18 protein-coding genes and 1 pseudogene are annotated in these 18,904 nt (G+C 56.0%); 3 read left to right on the top strand and 16 right to left on the bottom strand.

Translation table 11 applies throughout. From position 1 onward, the window contains the following. From ACIQ2T_RS05250 to ACIQ2T_RS05240, 3 genes and pseudogenes are all read right to left on the bottom strand, one after another. Positions 1-167 (bottom strand): annotated as a pseudogene (locus ACIQ2T_RS05250) (RNA pseudouridine synthase); the annotation flags it as partial. Beyond that, on the bottom strand, positions 164-541 hold the full coding sequence (gene crcB, locus ACIQ2T_RS05245) for a fluoride efflux transporter CrcB (RefSeq protein ID WP_397589898.1): 378 nt from the start codon (positions 539-541) through the stop codon (positions 164-166). The gene crcB and the pseudogene ACIQ2T_RS05250, both read right to left, overlap by 4 nt. A 223-nt stretch (positions 542-764) precedes the next feature. Next, entirely contained in the window at positions 765-1,298 is a 534-nt protein-coding gene (locus tag ACIQ2T_RS05240) for a hypothetical protein (RefSeq protein WP_397589897.1), read from the bottom strand. Positions 1,299-1,570: 272 nt separating this feature from the next. Here ACIQ2T_RS05240 and ACIQ2T_RS05235 point away from each other — a divergent pair, with 272 nt between their 5' ends. Together ACIQ2T_RS05235 and acnA are read left to right on the top strand one after the other, a co-directional pair. Continuing rightward, on the top strand, positions 1,571-1,756 hold the full coding sequence (locus ACIQ2T_RS05235) for a hypothetical protein (protein ID WP_397589896.1): 186 nt from the start codon (positions 1,571-1,573) through the stop codon (positions 1,754-1,756). Between the two features lie 261 nt (positions 1,757-2,017). After that, complete coding sequence (acnA, locus tag ACIQ2T_RS05230) at positions 2,018-4,693, top strand: aconitate hydratase AcnA (protein ID WP_397589895.1); 2,676 nt, start codon at positions 2,018-2,020, stop codon at positions 4,691-4,693. Here the strand turns inward: acnA and ACIQ2T_RS05225 are convergent. From ACIQ2T_RS05225 to ribB, 7 genes are read right to left on the bottom strand one after another with little or no spacing between them, the layout of a single operon-like run. Beyond that, the gene (locus ACIQ2T_RS05225) at positions 4,690-5,541 is read right to left on the bottom strand and encodes an HpcH/HpaI aldolase/citrate lyase family protein (protein WP_397589894.1); all 852 of its coding nucleotides are present in this window, start codon (positions 5,539-5,541) and stop codon (positions 4,690-4,692) included. The two genes, acnA and ACIQ2T_RS05225, sit on opposite strands and share 4 nt — an antisense overlap. Before the next feature lie 36 nt (positions 5,542-5,577). Next, on the bottom strand, positions 5,578-6,024 hold the full coding sequence (locus ACIQ2T_RS05220) for a MaoC family dehydratase (RefSeq protein WP_300035166.1): 447 nt from the start codon (positions 6,022-6,024) through the stop codon (positions 5,578-5,580). Beyond that, positions 6,024-7,883, bottom strand: coding sequence for an acetyl/propionyl/methylcrotonyl-CoA carboxylase subunit alpha (locus ACIQ2T_RS05215; protein WP_397589893.1), 1,860 nt, complete (start codon positions 7,881-7,883; stop codon positions 6,024-6,026). The genes ACIQ2T_RS05220 and ACIQ2T_RS05215 overlap by 1 nt, the downstream gene beginning before the upstream one ends. Next, a complete protein-coding gene (locus tag ACIQ2T_RS05210) occupies positions 7,880-8,290 on the bottom strand; it encodes a VOC family protein (RefSeq protein ID WP_397589892.1) in 411 nt (136 codons plus the stop codon). The genes ACIQ2T_RS05215 and ACIQ2T_RS05210 overlap by 4 nt, the downstream gene beginning before the upstream one ends. Next, positions 8,287-9,888: a carboxyl transferase domain-containing protein gene (locus tag ACIQ2T_RS05205; protein ID WP_397589891.1), complete on the bottom strand. Its 1,602-nt coding sequence runs from the start codon at positions 9,886-9,888 to the stop codon at positions 8,287-8,289. The genes ACIQ2T_RS05210 and ACIQ2T_RS05205 overlap by 4 nt, the downstream gene beginning before the upstream one ends. A gap of 4 nt (positions 9,889-9,892) precedes the next feature. Continuing rightward, complete coding sequence (gene ribH, locus ACIQ2T_RS05200; RefSeq protein ID WP_397589890.1) at positions 9,893-10,312, bottom strand: 6,7-dimethyl-8-ribityllumazine synthase; 420 nt, start codon at positions 10,310-10,312, stop codon at positions 9,893-9,895. Beyond that, positions 10,312-11,613, bottom strand: a complete 1,302-nt coding sequence (ribB, locus tag ACIQ2T_RS05195; RefSeq protein ID WP_397589889.1) for a 3,4-dihydroxy-2-butanone-4-phosphate synthase — start codon at positions 11,611-11,613, stop codon at positions 10,312-10,314. Before ribB ends, ribH begins: the two co-directional genes overlap by 1 nt. 193 nt (positions 11,614-11,806) lie before the next feature. On the opposite strand from ribB, the gene ACIQ2T_RS05190 reads away from it, so the two are divergent. Further along, positions 11,807-12,832: a DUF2855 family protein gene (locus ACIQ2T_RS05190; RefSeq protein ID WP_397589888.1), complete on the top strand. Its 1,026-nt coding sequence runs from the start codon at positions 11,807-11,809 to the stop codon at positions 12,830-12,832. On the opposite strand, the gene ACIQ2T_RS05185 is transcribed toward ACIQ2T_RS05190, so the two are convergent. The 6 genes from ACIQ2T_RS05185 to ACIQ2T_RS05160 form a co-directional block, all read right to left on the bottom strand. Further along, positions 12,819-14,123 (bottom strand): amidohydrolase family protein, encoded by a 1,305-nt coding sequence (locus ACIQ2T_RS05185; RefSeq protein WP_397589887.1) that lies wholly within the window; start codon positions 14,121-14,123, stop codon positions 12,819-12,821. The two genes, ACIQ2T_RS05190 and ACIQ2T_RS05185, sit on opposite strands and share 14 nt — an antisense overlap. A 5-nt stretch (positions 14,124-14,128) precedes the next feature. Further along, positions 14,129-14,932: a TIGR03084 family metal-binding protein gene (locus tag ACIQ2T_RS05180; RefSeq protein WP_397589886.1), complete on the bottom strand. Its 804-nt coding sequence runs from the start codon at positions 14,930-14,932 to the stop codon at positions 14,129-14,131. A gap of 23 nt (positions 14,933-14,955) precedes the next feature. Continuing rightward, positions 14,956-16,221, bottom strand: a complete 1,266-nt coding sequence (locus ACIQ2T_RS05175) for an acyl-CoA dehydrogenase family protein (protein ID WP_397589885.1) — start codon at positions 16,219-16,221, stop codon at positions 14,956-14,958. Further along, on the bottom strand, positions 16,221-17,624 hold the full coding sequence (locus tag ACIQ2T_RS05170; RefSeq protein ID WP_397589884.1) for a phosphotransferase family protein: 1,404 nt from the start codon (positions 17,622-17,624) through the stop codon (positions 16,221-16,223). Before ACIQ2T_RS05170 ends, ACIQ2T_RS05175 begins: the two co-directional genes overlap by 1 nt. Continuing rightward, positions 17,621-18,016 (bottom strand): ribose-phosphate pyrophosphokinase, encoded by a 396-nt coding sequence (locus tag ACIQ2T_RS05165; RefSeq protein ID WP_397589883.1) that lies wholly within the window; start codon positions 18,014-18,016, stop codon positions 17,621-17,623. Before ACIQ2T_RS05165 ends, ACIQ2T_RS05170 begins: the two co-directional genes overlap by 4 nt. A gap of 8 nt (positions 18,017-18,024) precedes the next feature. Then, the coding region (locus ACIQ2T_RS05160) for an NAD(P)H-dependent flavin oxidoreductase (RefSeq protein WP_397589882.1) at positions 18,025-18,904 on the bottom strand (880 nt) is incomplete at its 5' end.

Here is an 18,904-nt window from a genome sequence, read left to right as displayed (position 1 = left end):
GTGGCGCGCTTGCCATCGACGCGCAATTGCCCGGTACGCGCCCAACGCGATACGATGTTGAACGAAGCATCGGGCAAATGCCTTTTGAACCATCGGTCCAGCCTTATGCCGTCATCATCCGGGGCAACGACAAATTGCCTGATGCCTTTTTCGTCGTTTTTACTCATACCCAAATTGCCTTTGTTATCGCCATTCCGGCGAAAATCGCGCCAAGCGCCAATATGACCGACACAATGGCATAGATTGCCGCCATACCCATCTGCCCGCGCTGAACCATTTGCGCCATTTCAAGTGAGAAGGCGCTGAAAGTCGTAAACCCACCCAGCACGCCAACGCCCAGAAACAGACGCAACGGTTCTGCCGAATTGTCGCCGCGCATCACCCACATTGCCAGCACACCCATGCATAGACCGCCTAAGACATTTGCCGCAAAGGTTGGCCATGGCCAGCCTGCCGCGCTAATCGGCAGCGCGCGGGACAGGCAGTAACGCAATGCTGCGCCAATGGCTCCGCCCGACATGACAAGGATGATGGGGTTCATATCCGCGCTTTAGCGGCGCTTGCTGCCAAAAGCCAGCCAAAGCAATGCACGGGCCAGACGACATCGCCGCGCCACGACAACAGCCACGCCAACGCCCCGATGCGGGAGATCTTCCACCTCCCTCAACCATGAAAATCCGGGTTCGATCTCCGCTGCAAGGGTTATAGCCGAAAGCAACATTGCCTTATCGCGCGGTCCTTCCCCACCGGATCGCCCAAAACCGTTACTTCACTGCACCGCGATAGCTAATATTGCGCTTGGCACCAGGTACGATGGCGTCGGCAAAAACCCAGCGGACATGCGTGACATCCTGCGTCGTCGCTGCACGTTCACTGTCTGGCGTTCCGGCAACGCCCTTGGTCTGTACCTTCAAGTCGGCCAGCTTACCCCAATGCACGCCATTATCGACAGACACTTCGGCCCAATCTTCGGCAACGGATTCAAAGCGGACAGCAGCTGGCATAGGGTTGGAGGCCGTAAAACCAACCGCTGGTTGCGCGCTGCTATTATGGACGAACAATGTGAACACCACAACGTCACCGGGCACCACAGCCAATCCCTTCGGCGCAAATAAAATTGTTTTTGCAACGCCTTGTGCGTCGCGTTCAATACGTTCGATCTGTACATCGCTGCGTAATGTAACTGCCGAAGGCGTGCCGCTTTGCGTCTGCGCCTGTGCGGGGCTGCCCCAGCCCCCAATGATAGGCGCCGCTGCCAATAATATGACGAACGCCGTCATCGTAAAATTCCGTTTCATGATCAATTGTGCCTCATCTGGTCCAAACACAATCTGCCAAAGGCGACTGTCCGCTGCATTATGGCGTGAGGATGGTTAACAGTCTGTAAATCTTCAAGATTACAACACCCTAAAACCAACGCAGCTGAAAAAGCAGAAAAACCCATAGCATTGCCAGCATCGGCCCAGACCCGGACCGATGACGTCTCGCGGTATGACATTAGTCGTGCTAGGCCCAAAATTCGCCCGTGCGGCAGCCTGTTGGCAGCATATTTGCATTAAAAGGAACGCTTATGATCCCCTTCGTCACCATGACTGATACCCGTGGCCAGAAAATTTCTGTCAATCCGGAAATCGTCCAATTCATCCGCACCGCCGACAATGCGCATGACGAATGCTTGATTGTATTTGGCAAAGACCAATTGTTGCGCGTGCGCGGCACTCTTGAGGAAGTAACGGACAGTTTGCGGAACGGATAAATTGGCCTGCCCCTCATTCCCGCAACTAAACGAGGAGCAACCAGTTCAGGATGCCAGTGTGGAGCAAATGCCTGACGCTATGGGGTCGATAGGGTCACAGTCGTATCTTGCACCCCCACCCCATAAGCGCTAAGGCGCGGCCAGCAAACGAATCTCCCGCTTTTACGCTGGTTTGACGCGCGTTCAGTGGCCGCAGATAGCGGTGACCGTGTTGTCTTCCCCATCCGGCCAAAAGCCCAAAATTTAAGGGATAGTGATAATATGACCGCAATCGGATTAGACAGCCTGCAAACCCGTTCCACCTTGACCGCTGGCGGCAAGACGGTGGATTATTTCTCGATCAAAAAGGTCTCGGAGAAATTGGGCGATGTGTCGCGTCTGCCGTTTTCGATGAGAGTATTGCTCGAAAATCTGCTCCGTTTTGAAGATGGCGGCTTTACCGTTTCGGTGCAGGATGTGCAGGCACTGATCGATTGGCAAAAGGACGCCAAATCGGATCGCGAAATTCAATATCGCCCTGCCCGCGTTTTGTTGCAGGATTTTACCGGCGTGCCCTGCGTTGTCGACTTGGCCGCGATGCGCGACGCGATGACCGCGTTGAAGGCCGACCCATCGAAGATCAATCCGCTCGTGCCCGTGCATCTGGTCATTGACCATAGCGTCATGGTCGACGAATTCGGCCACCCCAAGGCAGCCGAGCAGAATGTCGAAATCGAATATCAGCGCAATGCCGAACGCTATGACTTTTTGAAATGGGGTTCAAAATCGCTGAACAATTTTAAAGCGGTTCCTCCTGGAACCGGCATTTGCCATCAGGTGAACCTTGAGCATATCGCGCAGGCCGTATGGACGAGCGTTGGCGAAGATGGCGCGACCATCGCCTACCCCGACACTTGCGTGGGCACAGACAGCCACACGACGATGATCAACGGCCTTGGCGTGTTGGGTTGGGGCGTTGGCGGGATTGAGGCCGAGGCCGCAATGCTTGGCCAGCCTGTATCGATGTTGATACCCGAAGTCGTTGGCTTCAAACTGACCGGCGCGTTGGCCGAGGGCGTAACCGCGACCGACCTTGTGTTGACGGCAACGCAAATGCTGCGCGCAAAGGGCGTTGTTGGCCGCTTTGTGGAATATTATGGCCCCGGTCTTGCGTCCTTGTCGCTTGCCGACCGTGCGACCCTTGCCAACATGGCGCCTGAATATGGTGCGACCTGTGGCTTCTTTGGCATCGATGAAAAGACCATCGAATATCTGCGCCTGACCGGCCGTGATGAGGACCAGATTGCGCTCGTTGAGGCTTATGCCAAAGAACAAGGCCTGTGGGCTTATGCCGATATGGCGGACCCGATTTTCACCGACACACTGTCGCTCGACATGGGCAGCGTGGTTCCATCGCTTGCAGGGCCAAAGCGTCCGCAGGACAAGGTTATCCTCACGCAAGTCGACAATGTGTTCAACGACGATCTCATCAACGTCTACAAGCATGACAGCGCAAAACGCGTAGCGGTTGAGGGCAAGACGCATGATATTGGCGATGGCGACGTCGTGATTGCGGCGATTACAAGCTGCACCAACACCTCGAACCCAAGCGTGCTCGTTGCCGCTGGGCTGGTTGCGCGCAAGGCTAATGCCTTTGGCTTGCGCCCCAAGCCATGGGTAAAAACATCACTTGCGCCGGGGTCACAGGTTGTGACCGATTATCTCGATCGTGCGGGCCTGACCGCGGATTTGGACGCGGTTGGCTTTAACTTGGTCGGCTATGGCTGCACGACCTGCATCGGGAACTCTGGCCCATTAGCCGAACCGATTTCGGCGGCGATTAATGGCCATGACATTGTTGCCGCCTCCGTCATTTCGGGCAACCGCAACTTTGAAGGCCGCGTGTCGCCCGATGTGCGCGCCAACTTCTTGGCGTCGCCGCCACTGGTTGTGGCTTACGCGCTTAAGGGCACAGTGACCGAAGACTTCACAACCACGCCCATTGGTCAGGCAACGGACGGCAGCGATGTATATCTGCGCGATATCTGGCCCACCAATCAAGAAGTGCATGATGTCATGACCGCAAACATCGATCGTTCGATGTTCACCGCGCGCTATGCAAAAGTCTATGAAGGCGACGCGCATTGGCAGAAGATTCAGGTCGAAGGTTCGGACACCTATCAATGGCGCGCCGGATCGACTTATGTCGCAAATCCCCCCTATTTTGAGGGGATGAGTATGACGCCAGCGCCAGTGATGGACATCATCGAGGCAAGGCCGCTGGCGATATTGGGTGACTCGATCACCACCGACCATATTTCGCCCGCCGGAAGCATCAAGGCGGATAGCCCCGCGGGCAAGTTCTTGATGGAACATCAAGTCTCAAAAGCCGATTTCAATAGCTACGGGGCGCGCCGCGGCCACCACGAAGTCATGATGCGCGGAACCTTTGCCAACATCCGGATCAAAAACGAAATGGTCCCCGGCATCGAAGGCGGCATGAGCAGCTATAAAGGCGAAGTCATGGCAATATACGACGCCGCCATGAAGCATAAAGCCGACGGCACACCCTTAGTGGTCATCGCAGGCAAGGAATATGGCACCGGTTCGTCACGCGATTGGGCCGCCAAGGGCACTAACCTTCTGGGCGTCCGCGCGGTGATCGTCGAAAGCTTCGAACGTATCCACCGTTCCAACCTTGTTGGCATGGGCGTATTGCCGCTGCAGTTCCTAGAAGGCGAAAGCCGGACAACGCTCGGCCTGACTGCCGATGACAGCTTTACAATCACCAGCGTAGGAATGCTTCAGCCGCGCCAGACGGTAACCGTGATGGTTACGCGCAAGGATGGCTCGACGTTCAATTTCGACACTTTGTGCCGCATCGACACCGCGAACGAAGTCGAATATTTCATGAACGGCGGAATTCTGCATTATGTGCTGCGGAAATTGGCTGCTTAAGCCCTTGCGAGGATCGATAGCGCCGCTTTCAAATGCGGCGCATCGATCATTTTACCGTCCATTTGCAGCACCCCTGCTCCGGGGTTGGCCGCGAAGGCATCTACAACTGATTGCGCATGCGCAAGCTGTTCGGCGGAAGGCGTAAAGCCTGCGTTGATTGCTGCCACCTGAGACGGGTGAATGGCAAGCATGCCACTGAAGCCGTCGCGCGCGGCGCGGCCGACATAAGCGGCAAGCCCCGCCTCGTCGCTTATGCCTGGGAAGACAGTATCGATTGCTGCAACCCCAGCAGCATGCGCCGCAAACAGCGTGAGCGACCGGACCATTTCAAAAGGTGCCGTATAGCTACCGTCTACCTCGCGCGCGGTCACTGCACCAACCGAGGCAGGCAAATCCTCTGCGCCCCAGCTGACACCAGCCAGATAATGCGCGACCTCACGCAAGGTGCCAAGGTCAAACACTGCTCCGGGGGTTTCGGTCGCGATTGGCAAAATCGGCGGGGCTTCGCCATCCTGACTATCCGCCACCGCCGCTGCCTCCGCGCGCAGCCAGTTGATCGAGCGCGCACCCTCTGCCTTGGGCAAGACAATGCCATCGGGCATATAAGGCAACACCGACGCAAGGTCGTCATGTGTTAGATGGCTATCCTGCGGGTTGACGCGGACAAACACCGGCACCGGCCGATCGCCGGAAAGATACTCCGCCGCCGCTTCGCGCGCGACAATTTTACGGCCTAACCCGACTGAGTCTTCAAGGTCGATGATAATCGCATCAGCGCCGCTGGCGGCGGCTTTGGCAAATCGGTCAGGCCGGTCACCCGGGACGAAAAGGAGGGAACGCAGTTTCATGCCTTTAGTATGCCCCTCGCCGGACGTTATGGCAATCTAAGCCTTCTTCAGCAATGCTGCGCGCTCGGACTGGCATACAATTTCGTCGCGCTGGTTGATGCAACGGTGAAGGAAAGTCACAACGCCGGCATCTGGCCGCGACTTGCTTTCCTTGAGCGCAATGACCTCGGTTTCCGCGCGCAGGGTATCACCGATGAACACTGGCTTGGGCATAACCAATTTGTCATAGCCAAGGTTCGCAACCAACGTGCCAAGCGTGGTGTCACCCACTGACAATCCGACCATAAGCGCAAAAGTGAAGGTGCCATTGACGAGAATTTGTCCGAACTCACTGGCCTTCGCCGCCTCCGCGTCGATATGCAGCGGCTGCGGATTGTGGGTCATGACCGAAAAAAGCAGATTATCCGTCTCGGTTACCGTGCGGCGAATTTCATGAATGATGCTGTCGCCGATTTGCCATTGGTTGAAATATTTGCCTGCCATTACACTTCCACTACCTCTATCCGCACCAACAACGCCTCAACCTGCACTTGCGCACCAACCTCGGCATTCAGCTCCGCCACTGTCCCATCGAACGGTGCGGTGAGGCTGTGCTCCATCTTCATGGCTTCAAGCGTCACAAGCTTTTGCCCTTTGGTGACGCTATCACCCGCCGCTACCTCGACCGCGATGATGCGGCCAGGCATGGGCGACAATATTGCGCCATCGCTTACAGCACTATGCCCCGACCCCCGCGGTTCTTCCAAGACATAGCGGCGGGCAAAACCATCGGTAAAGGCGAGTACATCAGCGGTCGGTTCATCGGCCTCGACTTCGTCGAACGATACGACATAGCTATTACCACTATCGTCAGTAATGCGCGCTTCAGCACGCGATAGCGCATTGAGCCGGAACCCCAGCGCAGCGCTGAACGGACCATCGCCGGGGCTTGCAAATAAGGCTGCTGCGACTTCAGCGAGTTCGTCCTCGTCCGGCTCTGGCGGCGTGACCAGAGCGTCAACCTCGCGGGCGATGAGGCCAGTGTCGACATCACCGATGCCGAACTCTGGAAGGTCGAGAAGCCGGCCCAAAAAGCCAGCATTGGTTTTGACCGGCCAAACCTCAGTGCCATCAATACCATCCCGCAGGAGACCGATAGCCTCGTCACGCGTTTCGCCCCAAGCAATCAGCTTGGCGATCATGGGGTCGTAGAATGGTGACACTTCGCCGCCTATCTGCACGCCTGTATCAACACGCAGTTCTTCGGGAAACTCCAAATGGTCGAGTGAACCAATGGAGGGCAAGAAGCCCGTCGCGGGATTTTCCGCATAGAGCCGGGCTTCCATCGCCCAACCATTAATACGCAACTCTTCCTGCCGCATTGGCAAAGCCTCCCCGCTCGCCACACGCAACTGACATTCGACAAGGTCAACGCCCGTGATTTCTTCAGTCACCGGGTGTTCGACCTGCAGCCGCGTATTCATTTCCATGAACCAGATACGGTCCGCGCGGAGACCCTCAGACGCATCTGCAATGAATTCGATTGTGCCAGCACCGATATAGTCGACGGCTTTTGCCGCTTTCACCGCTACCGCGCAAAGCTGTGCGCGTGTGGCTTCGTCCATGCCCGGCGCGGGGGCTTCTTCGATTACCTTTTGGTGGCGGCGTTGCAACGAACAATCGCGTTCAAACAAATGAACGATGTTGCCATGGGTGTCGCCAAACACCTGCACCTCAATGTGGCGCGGGCGCTGGATATATTTCTCGATCAACACATGCGCATTGCCGAATGAGGCGCTGGCCTCACGCTGGCAAGAGGCGAGCGCGTCTATGAAGTCAGCTGCATCGTCGACCTTGCGCATTCCCTTCCCACCGCCGCCCGCGACCGCCTTGATGAGCACGGGATAGCCGATTTCAGCGGCACGCTCGCCAAGGAACGCAGGGTCTTGGTTCTCGCCCATATAACCGGGGGTGACGGGCACACCCGCCGCAGCCATCAGTGTCTTTGCCGCATCCTTCAGCCCCATCGCGGTAATGCTGGCGGGGTTCGGCCCGACCCAGATGAGGCCAGCATCAATCACCGCCTGCGCGAATTCGGCATTTTCGGAGAGGAAACCATAGCCGGGATGGATCGCCTCTGCGCCAGTGGAAAGCGCAGCGGCAATGATCTTATCCCCCACCAAATAGCTCTCACGCGCCGGAGACGCCCCAATGTGCACCGCCTCATCGGCTTCTTGTACATGCAGCGCCTTGGCATCAGCATCCGAATAGACCGCAACCGTGCGAATGCCCATGGCATGCGCCGTACGGATAATCCGGCAGGCAATCTCGCCGCGATTAGCGATGAGCAGGGATTGGATCATTGCGCTTTCTCAACGTGCAGCTGAACCTCTTGGCCGTAGCTCAACTCTAAGGTGTGTCCATCAGGGTCCGCGACAAATGCCCAATACCCAACCGGAGGACCAGATTCTTCAGGTTCACGCACCTTGTAACCAAGTTCTCGCGCGGCCTTTACGCGATTATCCACTTCATCTTTTGATTTCAAACAGACGCCCAAGTGGCCAAGTGGTCCTAAGGGCGCTTCAACATTTGTACGTTCAATAAAGACAATAGCAAAAGCGCGCTTGAGGTCAGACAACCAAAAAACCCGCCCGTTGGAATCGCGCCTGTCATGAATTACGGTCATGCCAGCGAAGCGCTGGTAAAATTCGATTGTCTTGTCTGCGTTTGAACAGACTAAAGCAATATGGGTAAAGCCAAGGTCACTCACATCCGGAACACCCCAAAGCGGGGCGCCTCCTCAACTGGTGCGTTTAGTGCGGCCGCAAACGCCAATCCAAGCACATCCCGTGTCTGCGCTGGGTCAATGATGCCGTCATCCCAAAGCCGCGAGGTCGCGTAATAGGGGTTGCCTTCATCCTCATATTTTTGGCGGATTGGCGTTTTGAAGGCTTCGGCCTCCTCAGCGGTCCATTTCTCGGCATCACGGTGGACCGTGGCGAGCACGGATGCGGCTTGCTCCCCGCCCATCACCGAAATGCGCGCATTGGGCCAGGTGAACAGGAAACGTGGGCTGTAAGCACGGCCACACATGCCGTAATTGCCCGCGCCAAAGCTGCCGCCGATCAGCACGGTGATCTTGGGCACGCTTGCGGTGGCGACGGCGGTGACGAGTTTTGCGCCATGCTTGGCGATACCCTCCGCCTCATATTTGCCGCCGACCATGAAGCCGCTGATATTCTGCAGGAACAGCAACGGGATCCGGCGTTGGCAGGCAAGTTCAATGAAATGCGCGCCTTTGGCCGCACTTTCCGAAAACAGCACGCCGTTATTGGCGAGGATCGCGACCGGCATCCCCCAGATATGTGCAAAGCCGCAGACCAAGGTTGTGCCGTACAGCGCCTTAAATTCGTGAAATTCGCTGCCATCGACCAGCCGCGCGATAACTTCATGAACGTCATAGGGCGCACGCACATCGTCGGGGATGACGCCGTAAAGCTCTTCGGTGTCGAATTTTGTCGGACGTGGCTCTTTTAGATCAATGTTCGGTTTGTGGATGGGGCCAAGGTGCGAAATAATATCGCGCACGATCGTCAGCGCGTGTTCGTCATTCTCGGCCACATGATCGACCACACCCGACTTGCGACTATGCAAGTCGCCGCCGCCCAAATCCTCGGCGCTGATCTCTTCACCCGTCGCGGCCTTGACCAATGGCGGGCCAGCAAGGAAGATCGTACCCTGATTGCGCACAATGATGCTCTCATCCGACATTGCAGGAACATAAGCCCCGCCTGCGGTGCAACTGCCCATGACGCAGGCGATTTGCGGGATGCCCTTGGCGCTCATATTTGCTTGATTGAAGAAGATGCGCCCGAAATGGTCACGGTCGGGAAAAACCTCGTCCTGATGCGGCAGGTTGGCGCCGCCACTGTCGACCAGATAGATGCATGGCAACCGGTTGGCCTCTGCAATTTCTTGCGCCCGCAAATGCTTTTTGACGGTCATCGGGTAGTAAGTGCCACCTTTTACGGTCGCGTCGTTGCAGACGATCATGCACTGGCGGCCCGAAACGCGGCCGATTCCCGTGATAAGGCCGGCACCAGGAATTTCGCCATCATACAGGTCGCAGGCTGCAAGCTGGCCGATTTCTAGGAAAGGCGAACCGGGATCAAGCAGGCGTTCGACGCGCTCACGCGGCAGCAATTTGCCACGGGACGTGTGCCGCTCACGCGACTTCTCATTACCGCCTAACGCGGCTTCGGCGACTTTCGCCCAAAGGTCGTCACGCAGCGCCCGATTATGGGCACGGCGCGCCTTAAACTCTTTGGCTTCGGGGTTGATCTGGCTCGATAAGGTTGGTGCGCTCATCTTTTCAGTTGAAACGATTTTGCAGATTTAGCAAGGCCATCGCAGCAACAGCCGCCTCGCCGCCCTTATCCTTCTGCTTGGGATCAGCGCGTACAATTGCCTGCTCCTCGTTTTCGACGGTCAATATCCCGTTACCGATCGCGATGCCATCCATCGTCAAGGCCATTATACCGCGCGCGCTTTCACCTGCAACAATCTCAAAATGGTAGGTTTCACCGCGAATAACAACACCAATGGCAACAAATCCGTCATACATTTGCGCTTCTGCAGCCATGGCAATAGTGCCCGGTATTTCAAGCGCGCCGGGCACAGTGATAACTTCAACCTCATGACCCTTGGCCTTTAACGCAGCCTTAGCGCCTGAAACGAGCATGTCGTTCAGATGGTCATAAAACCGTGCTTCAACTATAAGGAATTTTGCCATTATTCGCCTCCGGTGCCGGGAATAGGCCGCTCGCCTACAATGGAAAGGCCATAGCCTTCAAGCCCGACCAGCGTGTGATGTGTGTTGGTCAGCAATATCATGTCCTGCACACCAAGTTCGGTCAGGATTTGCGCACCGCCGCCATAGTCGCGCAACTCTTCAATCTCTGGCGCGCCCGCTTGCTTACCTTCCGCGCGCAACTGCATGAAGCGCGACACAACGCCCTTCATCGGCTTGTTGATGACCACGATGACGCCGGTACCTTCGGCAGCTATTGCGTCCATCGACTGCGATAGCAGACCCGAACGCTCATTTTCCTCACCAAACACATCAACGAACATCGACATGGTGTGCATACGCACGAGGGTAGGTTGATCAGGATCGATACGTCCCTTCACCAATGCGATGGTCTCGTCGCCTGTGGCCTTGTTGTAGAAGGTCATGGCCGTCCAATCGCCACCCCAGCGACTGTTGAATTTCATCTCTGCCCGCTTTTCGACCAAATGATCATGCTTACGGCGATAGGCGATAAGGTCACGGATTGTGCCCATTTTCAGGTTGTGCATGCGGGCGAAGGCGACAAGGTCGTCCATCCGCGCCATTGTGCCATCGTCCTTCATGATCTCACAAATCACGCCGGATGGATTGAGTCCTGCAAGCCTGCTGATATCGACAGCGGCCTCCGTATGACCTGCACGCACCAGAACGCCACCATCGCGTGCGGTGAGCGGGAAGACATGACCGGGCGAAACGATGTCGTCAGGCCCCATAGAAGCATCCACAGCGACAGAAATGGTGCGCGCGCGGTCAGCGGCGCTGATGCCGGTCGTAACGCCCTCACGGGCTTCTATGGACACCGTAAACGCGGTCTGCATGCTTTCGCGGTTTTCCCGCGCCATAGGCGTTAGGCCAAGCTGCTCGCATCGAGCCTTGGTCATGGAAAGACAGATTAAGCCGCGACCATGTGTCGCCATAAAATTAATCGCATCTGGCGTCGCCATTTGCGCCGGAATGATAAGGTCCCCCTCATTCTCTCGATCTTCATCATCGACAAGAATATACATCCGTCCGTTGCGCGCCTCTTCAATGATCTCCTCAATCGACACCAGCGCGGGCGTGTCATCGTTGGAAAACAAGTAGCTTTCCAGCTTACGAAGCGTTTCCGCAGTCGGGTTCCAGCCCGGCTCATCCAAATCACGCAAAGTGTTGGCATGAAGGCCCGCCGCGCGTGCAAGGCCGGACCGTGAAAGGCCGCCGTCGTTGACGAGGCTGCGAAGTTTAGTGATCAGTTGAATGCTCATGATTCGGCTATTTTCACATCCTGATGTGATTGTCAAAGATACAAATCACATCAGAGCGCGCAAGCGATGATAAAGTCCGCCATTGAAAGCGCATAGGCACGCGGTTAAGCCCTAGTCTGGAGGATCAACAATGGCATCAACTATCTGGGTACATAAACAGGCTTTGACGCAAACGCATGTTAATGAGGCGCCCATGCCCATGTTAAGCGAGGGCGCTGTTCGTTTGCGAATCGAAAGTTTCTCCGTCACTGCAAACAACATAACGTACGCCGTCATTGGCGACGTTTTCGGTTATTGGAATTTCTTTCCCGCGGATGGTGATTTTGGCGTTGTTCCGATGTGGGGGCACGCGATTGTCGAAGAATCGCGCCACCCGGATATCGCCGTCGGTGAACGCGTTTATGGCTATTTGCCCATGGGGACCCATCTTGATGTCTTACCCGGTAAAATTAGCCAAAGTGGCTTTACGGACATGGCCGCGCACCGGCAACCGATGAGCCCGATATACAATCAATATAGCCGCCTTGCCGCAGACCCCGAACATGACCCAGCCAAAGAGGCAGAGCGGATGCTTTTCGGACCTTTGTTCAAAACCGGTTTCCTTATTGAAGCGATGCTTCGCCGCGAACGCTGGTTCGGCGCGCAAAACATGGTCATCACGAGCGCTTCATCTAAAACCGCAATGGGGCTTGCCAGCGTAGCAAGAGACCTGTCGCCCGATATCAAGCGTATTGGCCTGACGTCGAAAGGCAATTTAGGTTTCGTGAAGGGCACTGGACTATATGATGACGTCATGGCCTATGAGGACGTCAGTGCCCTGCCCCAAAGCGCGTCTGTTTGCGTCGACTTCGCCGGCAACTCTTCACTGCTGCGCTCGATCCATGACACTCTAGCAGTCAACCTAGCATATAGCTGCCTTGTCGGGGCCACCCATGTTGACGCGCGTGGTCCAAATAGTGCGGGTGCAAGCGGCGAGACCATGCCGGGGCCAAAACCCGTTCTGTTCTTCGCCCCCGACCACGCGGTCGCTACGATCCAAGAATTAGGACCAAAAGGTTTTGGCGAAGCTGTCGGCCGCAGCTGGAAAAGTTTCCTTGCCGCGGCGCACGGCATTGTCGAGGTAGAAGAACACAAAGGCCTTCAATCGGCAGCGACGGCCTTCATTGAGACACTTCAAGGCAAATCGGATCCGCAAAAAGGGATCATCATTCGGCCTTGAAGACCCGCCCATCCTTCATGACAAAACGTATGGATTTTAATGTTGTGATATCCACAATTGGGTCACCTGCAACTGCTATCAAGTCAGCAGCTTTGCCGGGCTCCAGCGAGCCGACCTGTTTATCGACGCCTAAAAGCGTTGCAGCGTTCATCGTTGCAGCTTGAATGGCGGCGCTGGCGGACATGCCGTATTTGACCATCAGTTCAAATTCATCGGCATTTCTGCCGTGCTTGGAAACGCCTGCGTCGGTTCCAAAGGCAATCTTCACGCCAGCTGGATAGGCTTTAGCAAGGCTCTTGCCCGTAACGCCAATGCGCCATTTTACCTTGGCAAGCACATCGGGTGGATAGGCATTAGGGTTGGCCGCAAGCCTTTCAATATAGCCGTTCACCGTCGACAGTGTCGGGACATAATATGCGCCTGCCGCTTTGAACAATTTGATGCTTTCATCGGTCAGCATGGTGCCATGTTCAATCGAGTCTGCGCCCACCGCAAGCGCAGCGTTGATGCCGTCATCGCTATGCGCATGCACGGCAACTTTCTTGCCATAAAGATGCGCAGTATCGACCAATGCCTTGACCTCATCATCGAATATCTGACGACCCAAGCCCGACCCGATACGACTGTTCACGCCGCCCGTCGTCGCTATCTTGATGACGTCGACACCGCGCCTGATTTGCTTCCGCACCGCCTGACGGCAGCTTTCCACACCATCACACAGATTTTCCTGACCAATACTGCCATGAAGATCCTCAGACACCGACAAGGTTGCGTCCATATGGCCGCTAGTGGTCGAAATAGAGCGACCGGCGTCAATGATGCGAGGGCCCGGCAATTCGCCGGCAGCGACGGCATCGCGCAATGCCAATGTCGCGCCACTACCGTCGCCCAAATTGCGGACGGTCGTAAAGCCAGCCATCAATGTCTTCTTGGCATTGCCAGCGGTGCGATAGGCTGCACGGGCCGGACTATCGGTGAACGATTCGATCAAGGCCGCATCGCCGCCTGCATCACTATCAAGGTGCACATGGCTATCGATAAGGCCTGGGAGAACAAACTTGTCCTTAAGGTCGATGAGCGTTGCGCCTGTTGGGCCGGGTTGATAGCCAGACAAGACTTCGACAATCTTGCCATTGCGGATGATCACGGTGGATGGACCGTTCGGTGCACTGCCGGGCTTATCGAGCAACCTTCCTACATGAACTACCGTGACTTGATCAACAGTTTGCGCCGCCAGAGGCGTACCCGCAAGCAAAAGCGCGCTTATCGAAATGAAAACGATTTTCTTCATGATCTTCAAACTCCCCTTTCGGCGCGATGCCGTGTGCCCTTTGCCGGCGGGTCCTGTGGTGGCCCTGCAAAGCACTGTGCTACTTTCATCCACTGATGCGCGACTTCGCCAGTGACTTCAAGTGAAGTGTCGGCGACGTGGCGACATTGCGTCACGACCTGACAGAAGGCGGTCGCGCTGCCGGAAATCATCCCGCTGTCCGATGGCTCGCCATATTCCCAAATCGCGCCTGAGGGTGCCAGTAAGCGCAGTTGCGGCATCGGACCTGGCGGCTCCATGCGTCGGTTCTTCCACGTAAAGCCCCAGGTGATAACGCCCAGACGGACAATATTGCCAATCCGGTCGGTATCTCGCCGTTCCACGCCGAGGGCATCATATATGGCCTGTGCATGTGCCCAAGTTTCCATCAGTCGCGCGGTAATTGAGCTCAACGCGCTCATTTCGGGGCCAACCCATTTGAGGCGAAGTTTCGGGTCGGCTGCCGCAAATGCCGCCGCAGTTGCTGCGGCCCGCTCCGGCCATGCCTTACGCAATGCATGGCCGGAGAGACCATCTAGATAGGACGCCTCAAACTCCGGCAACTTACCGCCGCGGACACCGGCCATCATAGCGGCAACAAACGTGCCAAAGGCTGCCTCGTCACGCAAAGATAAATCGACCGCTATGTTCCATACGTGCAGGTGCCGAATAATGTTGTTGATCGTCCAACCCTTAAACTGGGTCGGCGTGTCAAAATCGCCCTCGGCCAAAGATGCAAGAAGCCCATCAAGGGCCATGCTTTCATCCAACAAATCAGTTGCCTGCTGCATTAATTTACCCGTCCCAAAAAAGATTATCTCATGAACCCAAAAAGATGCCCCGCCACTTTGCGCATCTGGATTTCTTCAGCACCCTCGGTGATGCGATAGCGGCGATGGTGGCGATAAATATGTTCAAAAGGCTTATGCCGCGAATAGCCAATGCCACCATGAACTTGCATTGCAAAATCTGCAGCGTTGCAAACCAACCGATTGGCTTTGTAGTTGCACATACTCACCTTATCGGAAAGACGCAGAGCCACCTCTGGTTTCGACATGCTGTCCATTTCAGCAGCTGTTTTGTAAATTAACAACCGCAACATTTCTGCGTCCGTTTGAAGTTCGACCAAAGGAAATTGGATTGCTTGGTTCACAGCAAGCGGCTTGCCAAAAGGCTTGCGTTCACGGGCATATTTCACCGCTTCGTCGATGCAATATTGCGCCGCGCCAAGTGAGCTTGCGGCTTGCCGGATACGATTTTCGTGAACAAAATGCTGTGCGACGGCAAGACCATTGTCGAGTGCCCCCAAAATCGCGCTTTCGGGCACCCAAACGTCGGTGTATTTCACCTTGGGATGGTCGGTGGGCATGTTGAATGTCCACATATACTCCCCGATTTCGAAACCGGGTGCGTCCGTTGGCACAACGAAACAGGTGATACCACGCGCCTTGCCATTATCGCCGCTGGTGCGGGCAAAGGTCATCACATGGCTGGTATACGGCAGGCCGGTCGTCCACATTTTGTTGCCGTTAATCCGGTATCCGGCAACGCCATTTCGCGTTTCGGAGACCGCAGTTGTATCCATATGCGTGGCGTCCGAACCATGATCTTCTTCGGTCAGGCCAAAGCTCCAGCCCATTTTGCCTTGCAGCATAGGTGGGATAAATTCTGCCTTTTGCTCTGCTGTGCCGAAGTCACGCAACATCAGCACCTGCACAAGGTTGCCAACGATGCTGCTTTCGTTCTGAAGATCGTTATGCAACCCCAATCCCTTATGCGCCAAATGGTGGCGGATGACGGCCATGGCCAAATTCGAGCCGTCCTTACCGCCATATTCGGCAGGAATTGCAAAGCGGTAATGTCCAGCTTTGTCTGCGATCTGACGCATTTCGACAAGCAGTGCCCACCAGTCTGCACGCGGGTGGCCGTCATTGTCCCAATCGGTACGCGCATGTTCGCGGCGGTGGTCGAAAAAGCGGATATTGTCATCGCGCGCTTCGATCGGCTTTATCTCGCGTTCGATGAATGCGTCAAGTTCGGCCAGATAGTCCATAATATCTGTAGGGATTTCAAACAGCATCAATGGGTCCATTTCTGTTGGGCGACCGCCAGTGCGGAATATTTGGGTTGGTCTGCAGCCAGTTTTTGCAGCGACTGCGCTTTCAATTGCGCCAGCAAATTGGGCGTGGCGAGGGATTTGCGACCTGATGAAAGTTCTTCGGACAGCAGCTTGTCATGAATAGAAGCGCCGCCTTCTGTTTCGCGTTTGAGTATGCCCAGCGCGTTGACTGCGACGGCAGCCATGAACCGGTCGCGACCTTTTGCGTGCGGTTTGATGTCCGTTTCAATCCAACTGGCTAAGGCGTTCAGGAGTTCGGCAGCAGACGTTTCGCCTACATAATGAGCTTCACTTTTCAGCATCCATGCCTGCATCTCAGCCGCAGATTGTGACTTGGAATAGGGTTCTGGAACGTCAGCCGCCAGAGGTGAGCGATGCTCAGGGTGACGGTTTTGTTCGGCGATCGGCGCGTCTTCCTCAAGCAGCATCAGCAAGTCGACCTCGGTTTCTGAAGCACGGCGCCCAATGACTGCACGTTCAAGGCCGGGGTCGGCTCCGCTTCGCCAAATGTCGGTCATTTGGAGACAGCAGACACCCCACCATAATGTCGCATAAACTAGCCACCATCGAAAGCGCCCAGCGTCCACATTATGACCGCTTTCGCGGGCATAAGCGGCGAAGAATGCGTCCATTTGCCCAATGCCAAATGCTGGCCGATCAATATATCCAAAGCGCCAGCTGTTGATGCACCCAAACGCCAAGTCCTGATGTCGGTCCCCCAGATGCGCCAGCTCCCAATCCAGCACGGCGGCAAGGCCATCGGTGTGGACCATGATATTGCCCATCCGAAAATCGCCGTGAAGCAGGACAGCGTCTACCGGTGCGGGCAAATGATCCTCCAGCCATCTGAATGCGAGGGCCATGACAGGGCGATTGCCGCCGAAGAGGAGAAAGCGTGCTTTGAGGTCCGTCAGCAAGCTCGCTGCCCCTGCCTCAGGCAAAGCTGGCAACGTGTCCCGCGAAACGGCGTGAATGGCGGCCAATTCTCGTGCAAAATCATTGATCAATGACGGCGGTGGACTAGCCAGTATCTTTGCCGGGTTAACCTCGGCCTCGACTCTGCGCATCATGTATCCAGTGCCAAGATTATCTACGGCCTCGACCTCGGCGATAATTTCAGGTGCCTTTACGCCGGCCATAAACGCCGCACGCACAACCGCAGCTTCAATGTCATGGCCATAAACGCGACCGGCCATCATCTCTGCCGAGGGAGAACGGCGAAGTACATAACCATGCCCTGCATAGTCGAATGACCAACTTTCCATATTGGCACCGCCAGTCAGCCGCATCAGGTTTTCAACCTCGGCGGACCCGCCAAATATCCGCCGTACAAACGCAGAAACTAAGGTGGTAAAGTCTGTCAAAATGGCCCTTCTTGCCAATATGCAAATACGGCGCCCTGCAACTTACGGATATGGGCGTGGGCTTGCGGCCCAATCCATTCACCTTGATAATCCGTCCGCCCGGTCCACCAACCCTGCCCGGGCAGGCCATCGCCTTCGCGCACCACAAGGACCGCAAGCGCAGGCCTGCCTTCTTCGAGCGTCATCTGGTCAATTTTATCCAACGTCATGCACACCGCCCGCATTTTGGGCCGCGTAAAACGAAAGCCAAGGTTCAACAAAAGCTCAGAATAGCTAATCGCGCGGCCTTCACGGCCGCATTGCTCCAATATCCCTTTGATCCGCGCAACGTCATGCAACGCCGAAACATCCGCCGCTGGATCGCTCAAAAAGGCTTCAAGGACAGGGTCCAAATCAGCTCCTACAGATAGTCTTGCCGCAAATCGTTTATGACAGCATAAAACTCGTCCATCACTTCGTCGATGATCTGCTTGGCGGGTTTCACTGTATCAATGCGTCCCGCAACTTGCCCCGAAAGCGCAATCGCCGCCTCCATGTCGCCGCCGAAATACAGGTCGAGCACGCCGCGCATTTCGCCCATGATATTGTCTGAAGGCTCCATGTCCAGCTTCGTGGTCCGTTCCGTGCGCAGTGCACGCAATGCTGGACCGGGACCGTGACGATTTAGAAACAGCGTGTCGGTTTCTTTCGCGTTGATGATCGCGTCTTTCCAGTTCTGGTGCACCGGCGATTCCGCCGCGCTAACCATGCGTGTACCCATCTGCACCGCCTCTGCGCCGAGCGCGAAAGCCGCCGCCATTGTCCGTCCACAGACAATGCCACCAGCGGCGACGATTGGCACATCGACTTTGCTTCGGATGAGCGGCAGCAAAACCATCAACGCCACATCCTTGGGATTTTTGAAGCCGCCGCCCTCACCGCCTTCAACAACAAGGCCATCTACGCCCGCGTCGATGGCTTTCAATGCGCCAGCAAGCGTTGGCACAACGTGGAATACGGTAAGCCCCGCAGCCTTTAGCGGACCGCAATATTTATTAGGATCGCCCGCTGACGTTGTTACAAACTTTATGCCTTGGTCGACCACAAAATCTACAATACCCGGATCTCGCACAAAGGCTTGAGCAATGTTCACGCCGAACGGTTTGTCGGTCAACTCACGCATCTTGATGATTTCGGCGCGCACTTCATCTAACTGCCCCGATGATGTTTCGATGATGCCAAGGCCGCCCGCGTTGGAAACGGCGGAAGCAAGTTGCGCGCGCGCGATCCAACCCATGGGC

Origin of the sequence: Sphingorhabdus sp., from assembly GCF_044357595.1 — a bacterium.
Classification (GTDB): domain Bacteria; phylum Pseudomonadota; class Alphaproteobacteria; order Sphingomonadales; family Sphingomonadaceae; genus Sphingorhabdus_B.
Note: the sequence above shows the minus strand (reverse complement) of the source record. Positions and strands in the feature narration are given on the sequence as shown.

Coding starts and splice junctions, on each gene's coding strand:
- ACIQ2T_RS05180 (WP_397589886.1), bottom strand. CDS start 14,932: ATGCAGCAGGCAACTGATTTGTTGGATGAAAGCATGGCCCTTGATGGG.
- crcB (WP_397589898.1), bottom strand. CDS start 541: ATGAACCCCATCATCCTTGTCATGTCGGGCGGAGCCATTGGCGCAGCA.
- ACIQ2T_RS05225 (WP_397589894.1), bottom strand. CDS start 5,541: ATGAAACTGCGTTCCCTCCTTTTCGTCCCGGGTGACCGGCCTGACCGA.
- ACIQ2T_RS05175 (WP_397589885.1), bottom strand. CDS start 16,221: ATGCTGTTTGAAATCCCTACAGATATTATGGACTATCTGGCCGAACTT.
- ACIQ2T_RS05185 (WP_397589887.1), bottom strand. CDS start 14,123: ATGAAGAAAATCGTTTTCATTTCGATAAGCGCGCTTTTGCTTGCGGGT.
- ribH (WP_397589890.1), bottom strand. CDS start 10,312: ATGGCAAAATTCCTTATAGTTGAAGCACGGTTTTATGACCATCTGAAC.
- ACIQ2T_RS05220 (WP_300035166.1), bottom strand. CDS start 6,024: ATGGCAGGCAAATATTTCAACCAATGGCAAATCGGCGACAGCATCATT.
- ACIQ2T_RS05205 (WP_397589891.1), bottom strand. CDS start 9,888: ATGAGCGCACCAACCTTATCGAGCCAGATCAACCCCGAAGCCAAAGAG.
- ACIQ2T_RS05240 (WP_397589897.1), bottom strand. CDS start 1,298: ATGAAACGGAATTTTACGATGACGGCGTTCGTCATATTATTGGCAGCG.
- acnA (WP_397589895.1), top strand. CDS start 2,018: ATGACCGCAATCGGATTAGACAGCCTGCAAACCCGTTCCACCTTGACC.
- ACIQ2T_RS05235 (WP_397589896.1), top strand. CDS start 1,571: ATGATCCCCTTCGTCACCATGACTGATACCCGTGGCCAGAAAATTTCT.
- ACIQ2T_RS05190 (WP_397589888.1), top strand. CDS start 11,807: ATGCCCATGTTAAGCGAGGGCGCTGTTCGTTTGCGAATCGAAAGTTTC.
- ribB (WP_397589889.1), bottom strand. CDS start 11,613: ATGAGCATTCAACTGATCACTAAACTTCGCAGCCTCGTCAACGACGGC.
- ACIQ2T_RS05215 (WP_397589893.1), bottom strand. CDS start 7,883: ATGATCCAATCCCTGCTCATCGCTAATCGCGGCGAGATTGCCTGCCGG.